11 protein-coding genes are annotated in these 21085 nt (G+C 34.4%); 7 read left to right on the forward strand and 4 right to left on the reverse strand.

Going from position 1 to position 21085, the window contains the following annotated elements:
* Positions 1-180: 180 nt before the first annotated feature.
* On the reverse strand, positions 181-2868 hold the full coding sequence (locus tag ACNC7R_RS19475; protein WP_417942689.1) for a carboxypeptidase-like regulatory domain-containing protein: 2688 nt from the start codon (positions 2866-2868) through the stop codon (positions 181-183).
* Between the two features lie 43 nt (positions 2869-2911).
* Complete coding sequence (locus tag ACNC7R_RS19480) at positions 2912-3805, reverse strand: GLPGLI family protein (RefSeq protein WP_417942690.1); 894 nt, start codon at positions 3803-3805, stop codon at positions 2912-2914.
* Positions 3806-4027: 222 nt separating this feature from the next.
* Between ACNC7R_RS19480 and ACNC7R_RS19485 the strand changes: the two genes are divergently transcribed.
* On the forward strand, positions 4028-4837 hold the full coding sequence (locus ACNC7R_RS19485; RefSeq protein ID WP_417942691.1) for a hypothetical protein: 810 nt from the start codon (positions 4028-4030) through the stop codon (positions 4835-4837).
* Positions 4837-5451, forward strand: coding sequence for a deoxynucleoside kinase (locus tag ACNC7R_RS19490; protein WP_379680361.1), 615 nt, complete (start codon positions 4837-4839; stop codon positions 5449-5451). Before ACNC7R_RS19485 ends, ACNC7R_RS19490 begins: the two co-directional genes overlap by 1 nt.
* 83 nt (positions 5452-5534) lie before the next feature.
* On the opposite strand, the gene ACNC7R_RS19495 is transcribed toward ACNC7R_RS19490, so the two are convergent.
* Positions 5535-8408 (reverse strand): triple tyrosine motif-containing protein, encoded by a 2874-nt coding sequence (locus tag ACNC7R_RS19495; protein WP_417942692.1) that lies wholly within the window; start codon positions 8406-8408, stop codon positions 5535-5537.
* A 333-nt stretch (positions 8409-8741) separates the two neighbouring features.
* Between ACNC7R_RS19495 and ACNC7R_RS19500 the strand changes: the two genes are divergently transcribed.
* The 5 genes from ACNC7R_RS19500 (at position 8742) to bglX (ending at position 18422) form a co-directional block, all read left to right on the forward strand.
* Positions 8742-11828 carry a SusC/RagA family TonB-linked outer membrane protein gene (locus tag ACNC7R_RS19500; RefSeq protein WP_417942693.1) on the forward strand — a complete coding sequence of 1029 codons (3087 nt, stop codon included), beginning with the start codon at positions 8742-8744 and terminating at the stop codon, positions 11826-11828.
* Between the two features lie 27 nt (positions 11829-11855).
* The gene (locus ACNC7R_RS19505) at positions 11856-13403 is read left to right on the forward strand and encodes a RagB/SusD family nutrient uptake outer membrane protein (protein ID WP_417942694.1); all 1548 of its coding nucleotides are present in this window, start codon (positions 11856-11858) and stop codon (positions 13401-13403) included.
* A 274-nt stretch (positions 13404-13677) separates the two neighbouring features.
* Complete coding sequence (locus ACNC7R_RS19510; RefSeq protein ID WP_417942695.1) at positions 13678-15144, forward strand: glycoside hydrolase family 30 protein; 1467 nt, start codon at positions 13678-13680, stop codon at positions 15142-15144.
* Between the two features lie 97 nt (positions 15145-15241).
* Complete coding sequence (locus ACNC7R_RS19515; protein ID WP_417942696.1) at positions 15242-16081, forward strand: endonuclease/exonuclease/phosphatase family protein; 840 nt, start codon at positions 15242-15244, stop codon at positions 16079-16081.
* A 112-nt stretch (positions 16082-16193) separates the two neighbouring features.
* Positions 16194-18422, forward strand: a complete 2229-nt coding sequence (gene bglX / locus ACNC7R_RS19520; protein WP_417942697.1) for a beta-glucosidase BglX — start codon at positions 16194-16196, stop codon at positions 18420-18422.
* A 60-nt stretch (positions 18423-18482) separates the two neighbouring features.
* Here the strand turns inward: bglX and ACNC7R_RS19525 are convergent, their stop codons facing one another.
* Complete coding sequence (locus tag ACNC7R_RS19525) at positions 18483-20987, reverse strand: sodium-translocating pyrophosphatase (RefSeq protein ID WP_417942698.1); 2505 nt, start codon at positions 20985-20987, stop codon at positions 18483-18485.
* Positions 20988-21085: the final 98 nt, after the last annotated feature.

Here is a 21085-nt window from a genome sequence, read left to right on the forward strand (position 1 = left end):
CTTAAAAATAATAAAACCCCGATTTCTAATTTTAGATTTCGGGGTTTTGTATTTTTATACTAATTTAAATCCGCAATTTCTATCGACCCGTTTTTAGCCCTGATGGAAACGGCATCCTTTCTCTCGCTTCTTTAGCGAGAGAAAGATATAGTGGACAGCAGGAATTTGCTTCTAATACAACTATAAATTATATTTCATTGAAAAGATAATATATCTAGGCTGAACTGTGTATTGAGAAACTCTTGTTGAAAACTGCGAGAAGTTGTCATCATTAAGATACTTCGTGTTTAACAAGTTAGTGACTGCAATTTTATACTCCCATTTACTGTTTTTCTTCTGATAAATTAAACTGGCGCTTAAAAAATCATATTCGTTATCAACTGATTTGTTTGAGTTGTAATAATGATAGAATTCATACTCAGAAACGAATGAAAAACTATTCAGAAAATAATAATCTAATCTGGCAAAAGGCTTATCTGTATAAAAAGTAGACCCACTATATTGATTAACTATAAGATTGTAACCGAACTCAACATTAGGCAGGTTTTTATAGTTTGTAGAAGCCTTTACCGTATAACTTTGGGTAAAACTTTCAGTTGTAGCCGGATTATCGTTTTGAATATTATTAAATTTAGACCAATTGATACTTGCGCTTGCAGAAGCTTTATAATTTTTTAGAAATGAACGACCATAACTTCCCATTCCGCTAAAAGTTTCATCGGCCAGATTTGAGTTATAAGGAGTTGACGATTGATTAATTCCTGTAAAATCGGCCGCAGTTTTAACAGCATCAACTTTTCTCGTATAGGTTGCATTTGCAAAAATGTTCTCGAAATTGAACATATTATACTTAAAATAACGCAAAGTATGTACTTGTGATGTCGCATTTTCAAGGGAACGATCTCCACGAAACAAACTGCTGTAATCGGACAGAACATAACCTTCAGCCAATTGGTTGATATCGGTAAAATCATTGGTCAAAGAGAAATTATACGTCAGGGTTTCTGATTTTTTGATTTGATAGAGAGCAAAAAAATCCGGTAACACTTTTGTGAAATTCTGCGAATAATCTGTTCCTGATTGTGTGTTTGTCATCGTATACGAATGCAGGCTAACCCCAGGTGTCAACGTAAATTTTCCGGCCAAAATTTTGTAATGAAATCCTAAAAAGGCATCATTAAAATTATAATTTACGTCATTATTATTTGACGGATCATTTAAATCATTCTTATCTCCGTTATCCAGAATCTGAAAAATATGAGAGTTAAAATTCTGGTACGAATACGTATTTCCTAAAGTAATATTGATGTTGCTTTTTGGCGTTACCATATAATAGTAATCCAGTTTTGCATCCACTTTATTAGTTTTTACAAAACGATCCTGATTTAGATCATTTCTTTGCTGATCTGGAGTATACCCTAATAAGTTAAAAGGCTGTGTACGCAGATTAGCATTATAAAAAGGATTTTCGTCCTGATATAAATGCTGCATTTCAAAAGCAAAAATATTTTTGTCACTTTGCGTATAATACAAACTCAGATTTTGGTTTATAGAAGTCGGATCTTGTTTTTTAGCCGTAAAAATATTTTCTGACCCTGTGATGTTATTCACGACCTGCTGACGAAGTAAATCGGTATTTTCTTCCTGTTTGGTCAGCTTGGTTAAAATATCATAATCGAATTGAAATTTATCATTTGGTTTATAAGTCGAGCTCAATTTAAAAAGTCCCAGATTATTTTTTTGATGCGTCTCTTCCTCTCTTCTCTGCTCATCTCCAGAACCTAAATAGGTGGTCTGAGATTTGGTTTCTAAATCTGTTTTTGAAGTTGAGAGAATTCCGAAACCGCTTATATTCCATGCTTTATTAACCGAATAAGCGAAATTTGTTGCGCCAAACTTCGTTTCGATTTCTTTCGCACGATTATTTCTTAAAAGCGAAATTCCTACGTCATTCGAAGAAACATTAAAATTGCTTCCGCCTTTTTTCATCATATTTTTAAATCCACCTGTGAATTTGAAATAATCCTGAGCTGTCATTGGCAACTCTCCAATGTTATTAAAGTTTGTAATTAAATTTATACTGTATTTTGGACTGTAATAAAATAATTTAGGATTGATAATATAACGGCTATCCAGTTCTGCAACTCCTGTTCCTGCTGTAATATCTCCAAACCAGAAGTTCTTTTTACCTTCTTTCAGCTTAATATTCATTGCAACATTATCCTGATCGTTTTCAAGACCTTTTAAGGCACTTACTTCATTATAGTTTCTAAGAACCTGGATTTTATCAATAGCATCAGCCGGAATATTTTTGACTCCCAATTTGGTATCTCCGTCAAAAAAGTCTTTACCTTCCACCATTAATTTGCTGACCTTTTTCCCTTCTACTTCTATTTCTCCGTCGGCATTTACCTCGACACCGGGTAATTTTTTAAGAACGTCTTCGAGTTTTCTTTCGGTCCCGGATTTAAAAGAATCGGCATTATAAACGATGGTATCCCCTTTTATAGAAACCGGCATTTCACGGACAATCTCGACACCTTCTAATTCGATTCCGACGCCATCGAGAACAATGCTTTGAGATATATTTTCAGATTTGGTTGCAATGGCAATTTCTTTAGATTTCATTCCTAAATAGCTTACTTTTATAGTATAAGCCGTATTTGGTTTTAAGGTAAGTTGAAATTTTCCTTTATCATTGGTAATTCCGTACGAATCCATTGCTTTTGTAGCATTATTTATAGCCATGATATTGGCCATTTCCAGGGGATTTTTCTGGTCATCCTGAATAAATCCATCGAAACGGACACTTTGAGAAAAGCCTAAAGAAGTAAATAAAAAAACGAAGAAACAGAGTGTTTTGTTCATTAATAAAGATGATTATGATAAATAAATTTAGAATGCGGAATTTTTATCTTCCCATCATTGGTGGAGGACCTCCTGCACGGCCACGATTCATTTCTCTAAATTCTTTCATCTTTTTTACAACTGTTTCGTCATACTCTTTCTGCGAAATTTCTTTTCCTTTGGCGGGTGCCTTGATCTCTGCTTTTTCTTTGGCGTTTAAAACAATTTTTGAACACAAAATAGTGGTTGTACCATCATTAATTTCCAAAATTAAACCCGGTAATCCCCAATAATTTTCAGGCCCCTGATTAATTGGAATTTCAGGTGTATACCAGGCTGTTACAATTATCTCCTTTGGGATCTCAAAACTGTCTTCAAAGTTAGTTTTTGTATCACCGGATGTTTTTTTTGCGTCATCTTTTTTATCATCATTATTTTTTGGCCTGAAATTTCTAAAATCAGTTTGACTCGATTCTTTTACAGCAGTTGCTTTGTAACAATTATACCCCCCAATTTGTTTAGTTTCCTGTTCTAATTTCCAGTTTAACTTTGGCAGTGAATCTTTTACCAAAAATTCTTTACCCATGAATTCTTTATCGACCGTATAGGTTTTACTTTTTACATCTTTATAAAAAGTACCTCCACCGCCCATCATAGAGCTCATCATCATTCTCATTCCACCTCCTTGTTGCCCGGGAGTTTCTAATTTTTCTTCTTCTTTGTAAATAGAAGCCGATTTATTGAAGTTGAGTACAAATGTTTTTTCTAACATTTGCTTCATTCTTTCCTCGATGTTTTTTTGCATTTCAGGTGTAATATCACGGTTACCTGCCCGCATTCCATCAAATTTAGGCGCCTGTGTTTTTGATTCATAAACAGCCATTCCCTGAAAATCTTTCTGTGCCTGTAACTGACTAAAGGCAAGTAATAAAAGCAAATAATATGGTATTTTTTTCATTGTTTCTTATTTAAATTTTTGAGTAAATCCGATAAAACTTACAACCAAATGTATTATTAATTTTAAAATAGTGAAAGTTAAATATATCAATTAAGCCTGACTATAGACAAAACAGCTTATTAATTAGACTATTAGAATAACTGAAAGTTTAAAGTCAAATGCAATTAAAAAAGCATTTTGATGTAGTTTTTTGTAATTTGGCTCTTTAGAAATGCAATTCAAATGAACAAAAAAACCTGCAAAATTTTATTTTTACTTTTTTTCTTCTGTTCTTCTTCGGTTGTTATGAGCCAGAATTTAAAGAAAATTCCAGTTTCCAATTTTACTACAGATGCTGATGATTTTTTAGGTTATGATTCATTCGGATATTCTTATCAGATAAAAAATAATCTTTTCAGAAAAATAAAAGGAAACGAACTTTTCGAATACAAGAATATTTCATTGGGAAAAATCACCAAAGCAGATATTCTTAATCCGCTTAAAATTGTATTGTTTTACGAAGATTTCAACAGTGTCGTTTTACTTGATAACCAGTTAAATAAAATGACAGAAATTAATTTTTCTCAAAATAATATCCCTATTGTAGCCGCTGCTGTTGGCATGTCAACACAAAATCAGTTATGGATCTACAATACACTAAACCAGCAAATCGGCCTTTTTGATTATTTAAAAAACGAGTACAAAACTGTTTCAACACCATTAACAGCAAATATTAAATTTTATCAGACAGATTTTAATACTTTTTACTGGATTGATGAAAAAAACAATTGGTTTTTGTGTGATATTTTTGGCAAAACAACCTCTTTAGGAAAAGTTTCTGAATTTGACGAAATACTAATTTTAAGTCCAAAACAGTACATTTTCAGCCAAGCTAATTTGTTGTATTTTAACGATATTCATAACGATGGATCTGAAAGTATTTATGAAATTCAAGTAGCACAAAAATCATTACATAAATTCTATTACAAAGACCAAATTTTATCTATTTTTACACCTAAAGAAATTACCAATTATAAAATCGTAATACCGTAATGCACATAGCAATAGCAGGAAATATAGGGGCAGGAAAAACAACTTTGACTAAATTACTGGCCAAACATTTTAAATGGGAACCTCACTATGAAGACGTTGTTGACAATCCGTATCTGGATGATTTTTACCATCAGATGGAACGCTGGTCCTTTAATTTGCAGATTTATTTCTTAAACAGCCGTTTTCGCCAGGTGCAGCAAATTCGGGAAAGTGGAAAAAAAATCGTACAGGACAGAACGATCTATGAAGATGCTCATATTTTTGCTCCCAATTTATATTCGATGGGTTTAATGACCACACGTGATTTTGAAAACTATACTTCTTTATTTGAATTAATGGAGTTATTGGTAAAACCACCTGATTTATTGATTTATTTAAGAAGTTCAATTCCGAATTTAGTTGGACAAATTCACAAACGCGGACGCGATTATGAGAACTCTATTTCAATCGATTATCTGAGCCGACTGAACGAAAGATACGAAGCGTGGGTTCAGACATACACAAAAGGAAAACTATTGATTATTGATGTTGACAACATTAATTTTGTTGATAATCCGGAAGATTTAGGAAATATCATTAATAGAATTGATGCAGAATTGAATGGATTGTTTTAATTAACCCCCAGTTATTTTTAAAACTTACACACTTTTTAAGATAGTGTCTCCCTCGATACTTTTCGTGATGAGGCATTTCGTCATTATATACTCATTAAAAACCCAATCAGATTTTCTTTCTTATTTAAACCTAGTTTTTTTCTTAAACGGTATCTGGCCAGTTCAACTCCACCATTTGATATATTCATAATCTCAGCAATCTCTTTAGTAGACATATTCATAAGCAAATAAGTTGATAAATCCAATTCCCTTGGTGAAATTGTAGGGTATTTTTCTTTTAATCTTTTTAAAAAATCAAAATGGACATTTTTAATATGTTTTTCTAAATCTTTCCAGCTTTTGTCGGTATTAACCTCTTTTACAATGCTTTTATGAAGCTTATTGAATTCAGATTTTGTTGCATCATCTAATATGCTTGTATCAATGTCTTTCAGTTTACTTATTATGGTATTCAAAGTTTTGTTCTTCTTCACCACCTGTAAAGAGTTATTTACCAGCTCTTTGTCTTTTGCCAGAATCTTAATTTGAAGTTTGTCGCTTTTTAATTTTTCAATTTCTTTTTCGAGTTCATGCTGTTCCTGCCTTATTTTTGATTCCTTTTCCAGGTATAAACGTCTTTGCTCAATGGTTTCGTAGTATTTATTTTTTCTGATTTTTAGTTTAATTCTGTTTGAAATGACATATACACTAAGAGAAATTAAAAGCAGATAGGAAAGATAAGCTAAAAAATGCCTGTACCACGGAGGCGAAATAGTAAATTTAACCTGATCTATTTCTGAAACTATACCAAAACTGTTTCTGGCTCTTAATTTCATTGTATAATTGCCCTCTCTTAGATTCGTATACTCTTTAATCGCAATAGGAGACCAGCTGCGCCAGGTATCTTCAAAAGGTTCTAATTTATAGGAATAAGTAACGTTTTCCTGATTTTCAAACACAGGTGAAGAAAATGTAAACTTGACACGATTGTTACTGTAAGACAAATCAAACCGTTTTTGTGTTTTTAGATTCCCTGTTATAATTGTATCTCCCGGAAAAGAAAAACTTTCTATAAAAGCAGTCGGTTTTGTTATAAATGTATTCGGAATCGTAGCGTCATAGTGTGTTAATCCATCCGTTAGTCCAATAAAAATATTTTTGGAGTCAATTCTATTTATTGATATATAGCTGTTGACCAGATTCCCCGTTAAATTAGAGAATGGCGCTTCTTTTCTGATGTATTTTTCATTGTCTGATTTTTCTAAAAACCCAAGAGACTGATTGAATGAATACCATAAATTTCCTTTAAAATCCTGAATTAAGGTATTGATTGACGGAATACTCTTAAAAAGACTGCTCATTTTTCTGTCTTCAAAAAAATCATCCTGATCTTTAGAAAATCTGTAAAAATGATTTTTTGTCTGAAAATAAACTTTATCATTAATTAATTGCAGACTTTCAATTCCTTTATTGACTACAGATATCTGAGTATGTTTTTTTATCGATTCGAATTTTTTCAGATCATCAGAAAGTTTCATCTGATATAAGTAGGGACTTTTTCTGAACCATACATAATCATTGTCCAACTCAACCTCGAAAGTACTGGTAGTTTCATCAAAACCCTGAACCTGATTTATGAACTCAGCACTGTCAGATCCAATTTTAAAAATTGAAAAACCATTATAATTCTCTCCTATGGCATATTCAGGATGTCCGGGTATTTGTTTCAATCCAAAATATCCTCTGGTATCCAGTACTTTTGAGACCTTATTATTTTCTATAACTAAAGCGCCATTATTGCCAGAGCATAATAACACATTATTTATAACCTGAATATTCCATGCCTGTGCTATTGTGCCCTCGACCCTGTTAAAAGGTTGATCAGTAAACGGAATATTCCAGGAATGATAAAATAATCCCTGATTGGTTGCCACATACAATTTATTCTGATACAATACGGATGCGTAAACTGTACCTATATTATAACTATAATCAAAATATGTAAAAGGTGAGTTTTCATTTACAAATGTTATCCCATTATCAAGACCCAGCCAAAGATTATTTTTATTATCAACAAAAGAAGCGAGTATAGTATTGTTTTGTAATCCTTTTTGACGATTTAAATGCTGGATTATATTTCCATTTAAATCGGAAATTATTACACCATTTAAAACGGAATTTAGAACGATAAATTTATTTTTTATAATTGCTCCGCCAAGTGAAGTATTCTTTTTTATAAAACTATTTGCTTCAGTATTCCATTCAGTTATGCTGTTAAAATCGTAAACAAAAAGGCCTTTTTCCAGGGTTGCCAAAAGAATCTTGTTATCAGGCAATGGAAACATGGCCCAAATTTCTTTATCATTTAGAAACTTCGTAGCTTTTAAAGGATATAATTTTTGATTTTTATATTCTAAAATTCCCAATTCTTTATCCTGAAAGTAAAGACGATTCTTTACTACAAAAGAAAACTGAAACTTTCTTGGTGCATTTAGAACACGTATGTTGTTGTTTTTGTAAAAAAGTACTTTAGTAAAAGATTGAAAAATTATTTCTCCTTTAAAAATATGAATTCTCCAGATTAAATTTATGTCCCGGCCATCTTTAGTACTAAGTAGCTTTGAAAGTGAGTAATATTTCAAATCTCCTTTATCCCCTGCTTTAAAATAACCAAATTCATTATTTCCCCCAACAAAAATTTTTCCAGATTCATCAATCTTTAAGCTTCTGATGGGAGTATTGTTTGGTAAAGAATATTTACGCCAGGTAGAACCATCAAACTGAATTAATCCACTATTGTTTGCAAAATAAATATTGCCCTTTTTATCCTGATCAATACTCCAGTTTTGAGTTCCTCCTTTATATTCTGTTCGTTTATAATTTTTAAAATAAGGTACTCCGATGCTTTTTACCTGACTGAAACTGTTCAATGCAAGCAGAAATAAAAATGTACATAAAAAACAACTTATGGATTTCATATTTTTTGACCTATGATTTTATGATTTTCATATTTAATTGTGATTTTTATATTTATTGAAAATATACAGTCACAAATAAAACTATATAAAAGTGATTTATTTCAATTTTAATAAATGTAGTGTTTTTTTATGATAATTAACATTATTATAACAATCCAATTATTTTTTTAAACAACTAAAAATAAAGACTTTAAAATAAAAATGATGTGTTTTTGTAAAGTATAAATTTATAGTTTGATGTGTTTTTGTAATAATGTGAAATTATAAAAAGTTGAAATTTAAACTTTATCATTGCAACAAATTACTAATTAATTAACCAAAATTTTTAGAAAAATGAAATTAACAAAATTACTTCTTTTTTGTTTTTCGTCTTTATTGTTTTCAGTTATTGCAACAGCACAAGATGTTACGGTAAACGGAACAGTAAATGATGAAACTGGAATGCCCGTCCCTGGAGCAACAATTTTAATTAAAGGTACCAATAAAGCAACTGCATCTGATTTTGATGGGAAGTTCCAGATTAATGCTCCGTCGAATGGGACATTAATAATAACTTTTGTAGGATATAATACAATAGAGGAGGCTGTAAATGGAAGAACTAAAATTGAAATTAGATTAAAACCAGAATCCCAAACATTAAGTGAGGTAGTTGTTGTTGGATATGGTACTCAAAAGAAAAGTGTTGTAACAGGTGCAATATCTTCAATAAAAGCAGAACAAATTGCTACTTTATCTGTTGGTCTGTCAACACAAGTACTACAAGGACAAGCAGCCGGCGTAACGGTTATGGCACAATCGGGTGCTCCGGGAGCTGGAGCTAAAGTTCGTATTCGTGGAGCAGGATCAAATGGTAATTCAGACCCTATTTATGTCGTTGACGGAATGCGGACTGGTAATATCGACTTTCTTGACTCTAACGACATCGAAAAAATAGAAATTTTAAAAGATGCTGCTTCTGCAGCAATTTATGGTGCTGATGGTGGAAATGGAGTCGTAATGATTACAACAAAAAAAGGCAAAGCTGGCTCTATGAAAATTTCTTACAGTAACCAATTTGGCTTTCAGTCATTAAGAACAAAACTAGAGATGATGAATGCTGATCAGTATGTTAAATGGATCGATGAAACAAAACCTCCGGGCAACAAGCCAAATGTAGCAGACTGGTTAGGCAAAGAAGGTACAAACTGGATAGATGAAGCAGCAGAAGATGCAGCACCAATGCAGCACCACACACTACAGCTTGCAGGCGGAAATGAAGTATCTACTTTTTTACTTTCAGGTAACTTTTTCACACAAGATGGTATTTTTGGAGGAGACAAAACTAATTTTAAGCGTACAACGGTAAGATTTAACTCAAATCATAAAGTAAGCAAATATGTAGAATTGGGAGAAAATTTCTCTCTTTCAGTAAACAAACGTAAAGCTTTCACTGAAGATGACAGTTTTAATGGTATTATGAACCATGCCATGTTAATGGATCCTTTGACACCTGTATTTTATCCAAACGGAACAGCTTTGCCACAACACGTTCAGGATGCATTAGCGTCAGGAAAAGTATTAATCAAAAATGAAAATGGAGAATATTACGGTATCTCTAATTATATTGACGGAGAAATAGCAAATCCAATTGGACAAATTGCAATTGATCATGGCTTAAGCCAGGAAACCAAAATTATTGGTAATGTATATGCTAATATTAAACCTTTTGAGGGATTTGTTTTCACATCACGTTATGGTATAGAACAGGCATTCAACAATTATGATGACTGGTCTCAAAAAGCATGGTGGAACTCGACTAAAGAAAACACAACAAACTCTAAAACTTATAATCAGGGAATTTTTAAGACATGGTTATTTGAGAACTTCGCAACCTATAGCAGAACAATTGGTAAACACGAATTCTCTGCTATGATTGGTATGTCTGCTCAGGACACAGAATATCGCTATTTGAATACACGTACATCAGGTATGATTAAAGAAGGAGATCAATGGGCTCCTGTTGGAGAAACTCCAGTAACAGGAACTATATCCGGGAATATAACACCTTCATCCATGAATTCTTATTTTGGGCGTCTTACGTATTCCTATGATAATAAATATTTATTTCAGGCTTCTTTAAGAAATGATAACTCTTCGCTTTTTGCTCCGGATAAACGTGCAGGATATTTCCCAGCAGTATCAGCAGGGTGGATCATTACAAATGAATCATTTTGGGGAGCTGAAGCTGTAAATCATTTGAAATTAAGAGCATCATGGGGTCAAAACGGATCTACATCTAATATTGCAGCAGGTCAGTGGCAGGCATTCATTACTAAAGATGGTCTAAAATATCCTGATGCATTAGGCAATTATCATACAGTTGGAGAACTTAAAGCATTACCTAACGAAGACATTACATGGGAAACAACAGAACAAACCGATTTAGGATTTGATGTAAGAGCTTTAAACAACAGATTATCGTTTGGTTTCGACTATTATAAAAAAGTCACAAAAGATTTATTAACGCCTTCATCTCCGCCTTTGTCAACTGGTTATGCCGCTCCTTATGCTAATGCCGGTGATGTAACAAACAAAGGATTTGAAATTGAAGCAGGCTGGAGAGAAAACGGACGTAAATTCAACTACGGAATTAACTTAAACTTAACTACAATTAAAAATGAGGTTACCTATTTAAACCCATTGCTTACAAGAGTTGACGGAGCAAATCTGCCAGTATTAGGAACTGTGACTTCTTTCGAATTAGGAAAACCGGTTTGGTATTTTAGAGGATACAAAACAGATGGTATATTCCAAAATCAGGCACAAGTTGATGCTTATAAAACAGCTTTAGGAAAGGTGACTACATGGAATCCAACTCCAGGTGATCCTGTGGTAGTTGATTCTAATGGTGATGGTGATATTACAGATCAGGATAAAACCTATATTGGAGATCCTCACCATGATGTGATAATGGCAACAACTTTAGATTTTGAATACAAAGGATTTGATCTTAAAATTTTTGCTCAAGGTGCTTTTGGAGGAGAAAACTTCTTAGCACTGGCGAGAGTTGACAACCCTGCTTCTAATCGCCCTTCATTCTTTTACACAGACAGATGGACAGGAGAAGGAAGCACAAACAGCTTTCCAAAGGCATCTTATAGTGATCCAATCATTTACACAAGTGATTTAATGGTTCAGGATGCTTCGTATGTAAAAATCAAACAGATACAATTAGGATACAATTTCAAACCAGAATTAATCAAACAAATTGGAATATCAAACTTGAGATTATACATCTCACTTGATGATTACTTCACATTTACAAAATACAAAGGAATTGATCCTGAAGTAGGAAGTTTTTCGAATAACTCACAAGGTATTGACAGAGGTTTGTATCCAAATGCCAGCCGTATAATGACAGGACTATCAGTTACTTTTTAATTCAACGACGCATAAAAATAAATAACGATGAAAAAACTAATATATAAAATATCATTATTTGCAGGTCTGGCAACTTTACTGGTTTCCTGTGCAGACGATTTCTTAGATAAGCCGGTTTATGGGGTTCTGGCTGCTGATGATTATTTCAAAACCGAAGAAGAACTTCAGGAAGGCGTATTTGCATGCTACGATGTTCTGCAATGGGCTTATACTACTGACTGGAACTCTATGTATGCCGTAAAATCATTCCCTGCAGATGAAACCCATGCAGGTGGTGGTTCAGATGGGGATCAGCCGTCATATCAGCAATTAGACGATTTTTCGTATACCGCTGAGAACAAACCAATCGAACATTCTTTTAAAAGCATGTACTTTGGTATTATGAGAGCTAATGCAATTATTAATATTGCTGAGGGAGATACGCCTACTAAAGTTCAAATGATAGCTGAAGCCAAAGCTTTGAGAGCCTTCTTTTATTTTGAATTAGTTTCGATGTGGGGAGGAGTTCCATTACGATTAGCACTTCCAAATTCCTCTGAATTTGCACTTGAAAAATCAACTCCTGAACAAATTTATGCTCAGATACACAAAGATTTAGACGAAGCTATTCCAAATCTGCCTAAAAAAAGTGAGTATCCTGCAGCAATGCGTTTTAGAATGTCAAAAGGAACTGCGCAGGCCTTAAAAGGTAAAGCGTATTTATATCAAAAAAAATATCCTGAATCAGCCGCTGCTTTTGAAGATGTAATAACATCAAATGAATATGATCTTGCTCCTGATTATTCAAAATTATTTTTAAAGGAATCCGAATATGGAATAGAATCTTTATTTGAAGTTGGCTACAACATAGAAGGTTATGACTGGGGTAACTTTCAATGGGGAGGAAACCGTTCTATGGAAAACAACATCAACTGGCAGTTAATGGGACCTAGAGGAGATTACTTTGTAACAGGAACCTCCGGACTCCTGCCAGGCTGGGGCTTTAACTATCCAACAGCTAAAATGGCACAGGCATTTGATGCAGAAGGCGATCTAGTTAGAAAAAATGCCTGTATATTATCCGTTGCAGATCTTAGAACGAAATATGGCGGAGACTGGACAGAAGACTGGACAGCAGCTGATCCTGTATGGGGTATGGAAGGATACTTTAGACTTAAATACGGTACATTAAAATCTGAAACCGTAGCAAGTCCAGGTGTAGCGGAATTAAACTATGGAACAAATGTCAGACTGATCAGATATGCGGATGTTTTATTAATGGCAGCAGAAGCAAATCTTTTAGCAGGAAACGTTTCAACTGCACAAGGCTATTTTACTAAAGTTCGGGACAGAGTAGACTTACCTGTTAAAACTGTTACACTTGATGCAATTAAAACAGAAAGAAGATTAGAATTAGCATTTGAAGGATTCAGATTCCTCGATTTAATTCGTTGGGGTGATGCAGCAACTGTACTTAAAAACCAAGGATTTAAGAAGAATGGTAATTTTGCTGAAAAACATAACTTATATCCAATTCCTTCTGCAGAAATTCTTAACAATAGCAAAATGACACCTAATCCAGGTTGGGGCAACTAAGGGGTTAACAAGAAATTTCAGTGCTGTAAAAAGCACTGATTACTTCTATTCGGTTAAAAATTCTAAAAACAAAAAGGCAATTAATAATATTCGTGAGAATAAAACATTGCAATAAAAATGGATTCACTGAATCTTGAATCATTTGAAGTTAAGTAAGTTAAGTTTGGTTGTTAGAATAGCCCATATTTTTTATTGATATGGGCTATTTTTTAAATCATTTTGAAGAATCCAAAAACATTTATGCCTGATTCTTAAATTATTAAAACATAATACAATGAAAAAAAATGGCTTTATTATTACTTGTTTATGTTTATGTTTATCATTTTCTGTTCATCCACAACAGAAAAAAACAAAGCAGACAAAAGAATTTACTACAAATAATAAAACGATCACAGTGTACACTACTGCTGACAACACAAAATTAAGGTTAACCCCTACAGATAATTTAAAATTCTACCCTTCTAAACAACCTGTTGAAACTGAAATTTCAGTTTTTGTAGAACCTACAAAAAGATTTCAGACGTTTATGGGAATTGGAGGTGCTATTACGGATGCAAGTGCTGAAATATTTGCAAAACTTTCAAAAGAAAAACAAACTGAATTCTTAAATGCTTATTACGATACTCAAAAAGGAATAGGCTATTCATTGCTAAGAACAACAATACAAAGCTCTGATTTTAGCAGTGGAAGCTATTCTTATATACAGGAAGGCGATACCGAATTAAAGACTTTTTCTATTGAACACGATAAAGAATTTAGAATTCCATTAATCAAACAAGCCATAAAAGCTGCCGGAGGAAAAATTCCTGCCTATGCAGCACCATGGTCGCCTAATGCTTTTATGAAAAGTAATAAAAGTGTACTTAAAGGCGGAAAATTATTGCCAGAATTTTACCAACCCTGGGCTAATATGTATGCGAAATTTATAAAAGCATATGAAAAAGAAGGAATTCCAATCTGGGCTACCTCTGTACAAAATGAACCTATGGCAACCCAAACCTGGGAATCTTGCTTGTACACAGCTGAAGAAGAAAGAGATTTCATGAAAAATTTCCTGGGACCAACATTAAAAAAAGAAGGTTTAGGAAACGTAAAAATTATTGCCTGGGATCATAACCGCGATTTAATGGTACAAAGAGCGAATGTGATTTTTTCAGATCCTGAAGCTTCAAAATATGTTTGGGGAATAGGTTTCCACTGGTATGAAACCTGGACCGGAGCTCAGCCAATGTTTGAAAATGTAGCTAGGGTTCACGAAGCCTATCCAGATAAAAAATTGATATTTACTGAAGGCTGCATCGAAAGATTTGATGCTGCAAAATATCAGTTTTGGCCAAATGCAGAAAGATATGGGACTTCTATGATTAATGATTTCAATAACGGAACCGTTGCCTGGACAGACTGGAATATTCTCCTGGACCAGTTTGGCGGGCCAAATCACGTTGGCAATTTTTGTTTCGCCCCTATCCATGCTGATACCACAACAGGTGAATTAATTTATACGCCATCTTATTATTACATTGGTCATTTTTCTAAGTTCATTCGCCCAAATGCTGTTAGGGTTAGCACATCGGTAAGCAGAAGTTATTTGTCCAGCACTTCGTTTTTAAATAAAAATGGGAAAATGACAACTGTAGTTATGAATCATACTGATAATGAGATTACTTATAACTTAATTGTAGCAACTGAAAAAACAGTAGTAAAAATTCCTGCACATGCAATACAGACTTTAATTTATTGATTATTTTGTTTTAAAATACATGATTAACGTTTTTTTAAAAGATGTTTTTTTTCAACAGGACTTTAAAATAGTAGCTTTGGAGATAAATTTTTTTAATATGAAAAAGATAAACATTGTTGTTTCGTTATTATTGTTGCTATTTGCAAGTTCTTCGTTAAATGCTCAGAATTTGAAAATGATGAGTTATAATATCCGTTTGGACGTTGCTTCAGACGGAGAAAATGCATGGCCAAACCGAAAAGATTATTTTACGTCTCAAATACGGTTTTACAGTCCTGACATCTTAGGAGTACAGGAAGCAACCCCAGGTCAGGTTGTTGATATTGCTTCGGCTCTGTCGGAATATAGTAAGTTTGGAATAGGGAGAGAAGAGAATGAAACGGGTGAAGCCTGTACAATTTATTATAAAAAAGAACGCTTTAAAGTAGAACAAATAAACACATTTTGGCTTTCAGAAACACCAAATGTAGTGTCAAAAGGCTGGGATGCTGCATGCAACAGGATATGTACCTATGCACTTTTTAAAGATTTAAAAACAAAGAAATCATTTTGGGTTTTCAATACCCATCTGGATCATGTGGGAAATGAAGCCAGAGTGAAAGGAGTCCAGCTAATTCTTTCGAAGATGAAAGAGATAAATACTAAAAATTATCCGGCATTTTTGATGGGCGATTTTAATTCAGAACCCAATACAAATCAGATTGCAGAGGTAAAAAAAGAAATGGTTGATACCAAAGAGATTTCAAAAGAAAAACCTTTCGGCCCTTCAGGAACATTCAATGGTTTTAAACATAACGAGCCGGTTACGTTGCTTATAGATTACATATTTATTTCTAAAAACAGCGGAGTTACAATTCAAAAACATGCCGTTTTAAGCGACTCCAAAGATTTAAAATATCCTTCGGATCATTTGCCTGTTTATATTGAAGTGAATTAAAAACTCCTATTTGGTTAATCATCAGAATAAAACTTAAAACAAAAAATTAACCTTAAATTTTAAACAAGCAATTATATACAAGACATTACAAAGAATAAAAACAATGTATTTCATGAAAAAAATAACAACAATGACCCTGTTAATGGTTTCGTTTTTTGCGATGGCTCAACAACAGACAATAGATCAAAAGGTAAATGATTTATTGAAAAAAATGACACTGGAAGAAAAAATAGGTCAGCTTAATCAGTACACAGGAGATAATCAGGCAACCGGGCCAATTACAATTAATCCAAACAAGCAAAACGAAATTAAACAAGGCTTAATTGGTTCGATGTTAAATATTATCGGGACTAAATATACCAGACAATATCAGGAGCTCGCAATGCAGTCGCGTCTTAAAATCCCTTTGTTATTTGGTCAGGATGTTATTCATGGATATAAAACCACATTTCCAATTCCGCTGGCAGAAGCTGCAAGCTGGGATTTACCAGCTATTGAATTAGCAGCAAGAGTGGCGGCGACAGAAGCAGCAGCAAGTGGTATTCACTGGACATTTGCGCCAATGGTAGACATTGGCCGTGACCCGCGTTGGGGAAGAGTAATGGAAGGTGCCGGAGAAGATACTTATCTGGGGTCTAAAATTGCGTATGCCAGGGTAAATGGATTTCAGGGAAATAAGTTAGGCGATTTAAATTCGGTTATGGCCTGTGTAAAACATTTTGCAGCGTATGGCGCAGCTATTGGTGGAAGAGATTATAATTCTGTTGATATGAGCGAAAGGATGTTATGGGAAACCTACCTACCTCCTTTTAAAGCCGCTTTAGATGCCGGTGCAGCAACTTTCATGAATTCATTTAATGATTTGAACGGAATACCGGCTACAGGAAATGCACATCTGCAAAGAGATATCCTAAAAGGAAAATGGAACTTTCAGGGATTTGTAGTTTCAGATTGGGGATCCATTGGCGAAATGGTCGCTCACGGTTATGCTAAAGATCTTAAAGCGGCTGCCTATTCTGCCATTACTGCAGGAAGCGATATGGATATGGAAAGTAATGCCTATCGCTATAATTTAGCAGAATTAGTTAAAGAAGGAAAAGTTTCTGTTGATGTAATTGATGATGCCGTAAAACGCATTTTGCGCAAGAAATTTGAATTAGGATTATTTGAAAATCCATACAAATATTCAGATGAAAAAAGAGCTCAAAAAGAGCTTAATAATCCTGAAAACAGAAAAGCAGCACTGGATATAGCTAAAAAAAGTATTGTTTTGCTAAAAAATGAAAACGAAACTTTACCCCTTTCTAAAAACTTAAAAACTATTGCCTTCATTGGTCCAATGGTCAAGGAATATAAAGCCAATATGGGATTCTGGGCAGTAGAATTACCAGACGTAGATTACAATAAATGGGTAGTGTCGCAATGGGATGGCTTACAAAATAAAATAGGTAAGAATACAAAATTACTTTATGCAAAAGGCTGTGAAGTTGCCGGAGACAATAAAGATGGTTTTGCCGAAGCAGTGGCAACTGCAAAACAAGCTGATGTGGTAATTTTAAGTATTGGTGAAAAACACGATATGAGCGGAGAAGCAAAAAGCAGAAGTGATCTGCATTTACCGGGAGTTCAGGAAGATTTGGTAAAAGCAATGCTTGCGACCGGAAAACCTGTGGTAATTTTAGTAAATGCAGGAAGACCTCTTGTTTTTAATTATACTGCTGATAATGCACCGGCTATTCTATATACCTGGTGGTTAGGAACCGAAGCAGGAAATGCAATTGCTGATGTTTTATTTGGAGATTATAATCCGTCTGGAAAACTGCCAATGACTTTCCCAAGGGAAGTGGGACAAATTCCAATTTACTATAATCATTTCAGTACAGGAAGACCAGCTCCAGATGAAGATGCTAAAGGATATGTTTCATCTTACATTGACCTGAAAAACTCGCCTAAATTCCCTTTCGGTTACGGGTTGAGTTATACAAAATTTGATTATTCAGGTTTGAAATTATCCTCCACAAAAATAAAAAGCAATGAAAAGATAAAAGTATCATTTCAATTATCAAATGTCGGAAAAGTGACGGGAGAAGAAGTGGTTCAGTTATATATTAAAGACAAATTTGGTTCAGTTGTCAGGCCCATTTTAGAATTGAAAGATTTTCAAAAAGTAAAACTAAATGCCGGAGAATCTAAAACTATTGAGTTTACAATTGACAAAGAAAAGCTTTCTTTCTACAATGACAAATTAGAATGGAATGCCGAACCAGGAGATTTCGAAGTCTTGATCGGTGCCTCATCAGCAGATATTAAACTAAAAGCCGATTTTGAGTTAGTAGATTAAAGCAGCTACAATAAAAAATGCCTCCAAAAATTAGAGGCATTTTTTGATACTAACAAAAATTTATTTCGCAGCGTCAACTTTAGCTTTTACTTCTTCTTCTGTTCCTTCAAAAACTTCTGTAGTCGTTTTTCCGTTTTGGGTTTTGGTTACTGTCCCTACCGTAACGCCATTTACAGTTGACAAATTAACCTCAACTCTTTTTTTATCGTATGTAGTATCAAAATGAGCCAGACATTTTGCAGTTTCTTCTGCAGAGCAGCCTTTTTCTTTACACATTTTAATGCACCCTTCTTTGGTCATTCCTGACATATCTCCGCATTTAGATACTCCGCCTGCATGCATCTCCATTTTACAGCAAGAACCTTTTGCAGCACTATCAGATGGTGAATGACCATCACCTAAAATTGGTGCAATTACCAACCCAATCAAACAAGTCAGCTTAATTAAAATATTCATTGAAGGCCCTGAAGTATCTTTAAACGGATCGCCAACTGTGTCTCCTGTTACTGCGGCTTTGTGTGCATCAGAACCTTTATAAGTCATTTCACCATTGATCATTACGCCGGCTTCAAAAGATTTTTTCGCATTGTCCCAGGCACCTCCTGCATTGTTTTGAAAAACTGCCCAAAGCACTCCTGAAACCGTAACTCCAGCCATATATCCTCCTAACATTTCAGCAATTAACTGATTGTTGTCTGCATAAACTAATTTTCCTAAAAGTACAATGGCAATCGGAAAACCAATAGTCAAAATTCCTGGGAGCATCATTTCGCGTAAAGCGGCTTTTGTGGAAATTTCAACACATTTTCCATACTCTGGTTTTCTGGTTCCTTCCATAATTCCCGGAATCTCCTTAAACTGGCGACGCACTTCGTACACCATATCCATCGCTGCTTTTCCAACAGAGTTCATCGCTAATGCCGAGAAAACAACCGGAATCATGCCGCCCACAAATAACATCGCTAAAACTGGCGCTTTAAAAATATTAATTCCGTCAATGCCTGTAAAGGTTACGTAAGCTGCAAATAAGGCCAATGAAGTCAAAGCTGCAGAAGCAATTGCAAATCCTTTACCTGTTGCTGCGGTTGTATTTCCTACCGAATCTAAAATATCGGTTCTGGTACGAACTTCTTTGGGTAATTCGCTCATTTCGGCTATTCCTCCTGCGTTATCAGAAATTGGTCCGAAAGCATCAATAGCTAATTGCATAGCAGTTGTTGCCATCATGGCTGAAGCCGCCAGCGCCACTCCGTAAAATCCAGCCAAGGCATACGAAATCCAGATGGCACCAGCAAATAAAATCACAGTTGGAAAAGTAGAAATCATTCCGGTTGCTAACCCTGCAATTACGTTTGTTCCTGCTCCTGTAGATGATTTTTGCACAATCGCTAACACCGGTTTTGTTCCTAATCCTGTATAATATTCAGTTACTGATGAAATGGCTCCTCCAACCACTAAGCCGACTAAACTAGCATAAAATACCCGCATTGATGATATATCTTTTGAACCTTCACCAAAGAAAGTCATTTGCATCGTTTCCGGAAGCATATACTGTACTAAGAAAAAACAAGCCACGGCAGTTAAAACAATAGAAATCCAGTTTCCTATATTTAACGCTTTCTGAACTTGCGCTTCTTTAGCATTGTCATCAGAAATACCAACCAGCATGGTTCCAATGATTGAAAATAGAATTCCAAAACCGGCAATCGCCATTGGAAGTAAAATTGGTCCAATTCCGCCAAAAGCATCCTGAATACTTCCTCCCATATCTTTTATCACATAATTTCCTAAAACCATTGCTGCTAAAACGGTTGCTACATAAGACCCGAACAAATCGGCTCCCATACCTGCAACGTCTCCTACATTATCTCCTACGTTATCTGCAATTGTTGCCGGATTACGAGGATCATCTTCCGGAATTCCAGCTTCAACTTTACCTACTAAATCAGCACCAACATCGGCTGCTTTTGTGTAAATTCCGCCTCCGACACGAGCAAACAAAGCGATTGATTCTGCACCAAGTGAAAATCCTGCTAAGGTTTCAAGAACTACGGTCATTGTTTCTGTGTCTTTCCAGACTCCGCCAGAAAACAAATTAAAGAATATGATGAAAAAGGTGGTTAAACCTAAAACCGCCAAACCTGCAACTCCAAGTCCCATTACGGTTCCACCTCCAAAAGAAACTTTTAAAGCCTGTGGCAAACTGGTTCTGGCTGCCTGAGTGGTTCTAACGTTTGTTTTGGTTGCTATTTTCATCCCTATATTCCCTGCATAAGCTGAAAATAATGCCCCAAAAATAAATGCAATTACGATTAATAAATGTGTTTTTACACCCGGAATAAAAGTAATACCTGCTAAAACGATGCTTGCAATAATTACAAAAATGGTTAATAGTTTATATTCTGCTTTTAAGAAGGCTAAGGCGCCTTCGTAGATGTAATCTGAAATGGCTGCCATCTTGCCGTCACCAGCATCTTGCTTTAAAACCCAACTCCTTTTTATTCCCATGAAAAGTAATCCTAAAACTGCCATAGCAATAGGCAGGTAAATCATAAATGCATTCATATTTTATTGGTTTTGGTTAATAATCAACTAACTAAACGAATTTAAACAAAAAAGCAATACTCTTGACGGAGTATTGCTTTTTTTACAAAATATGATAC

The organism is Flavobacterium adiutor, from assembly GCF_048282555.1.
Classification (GTDB): domain Bacteria; phylum Bacteroidota; class Bacteroidia; order Flavobacteriales; family Flavobacteriaceae; genus Flavobacterium.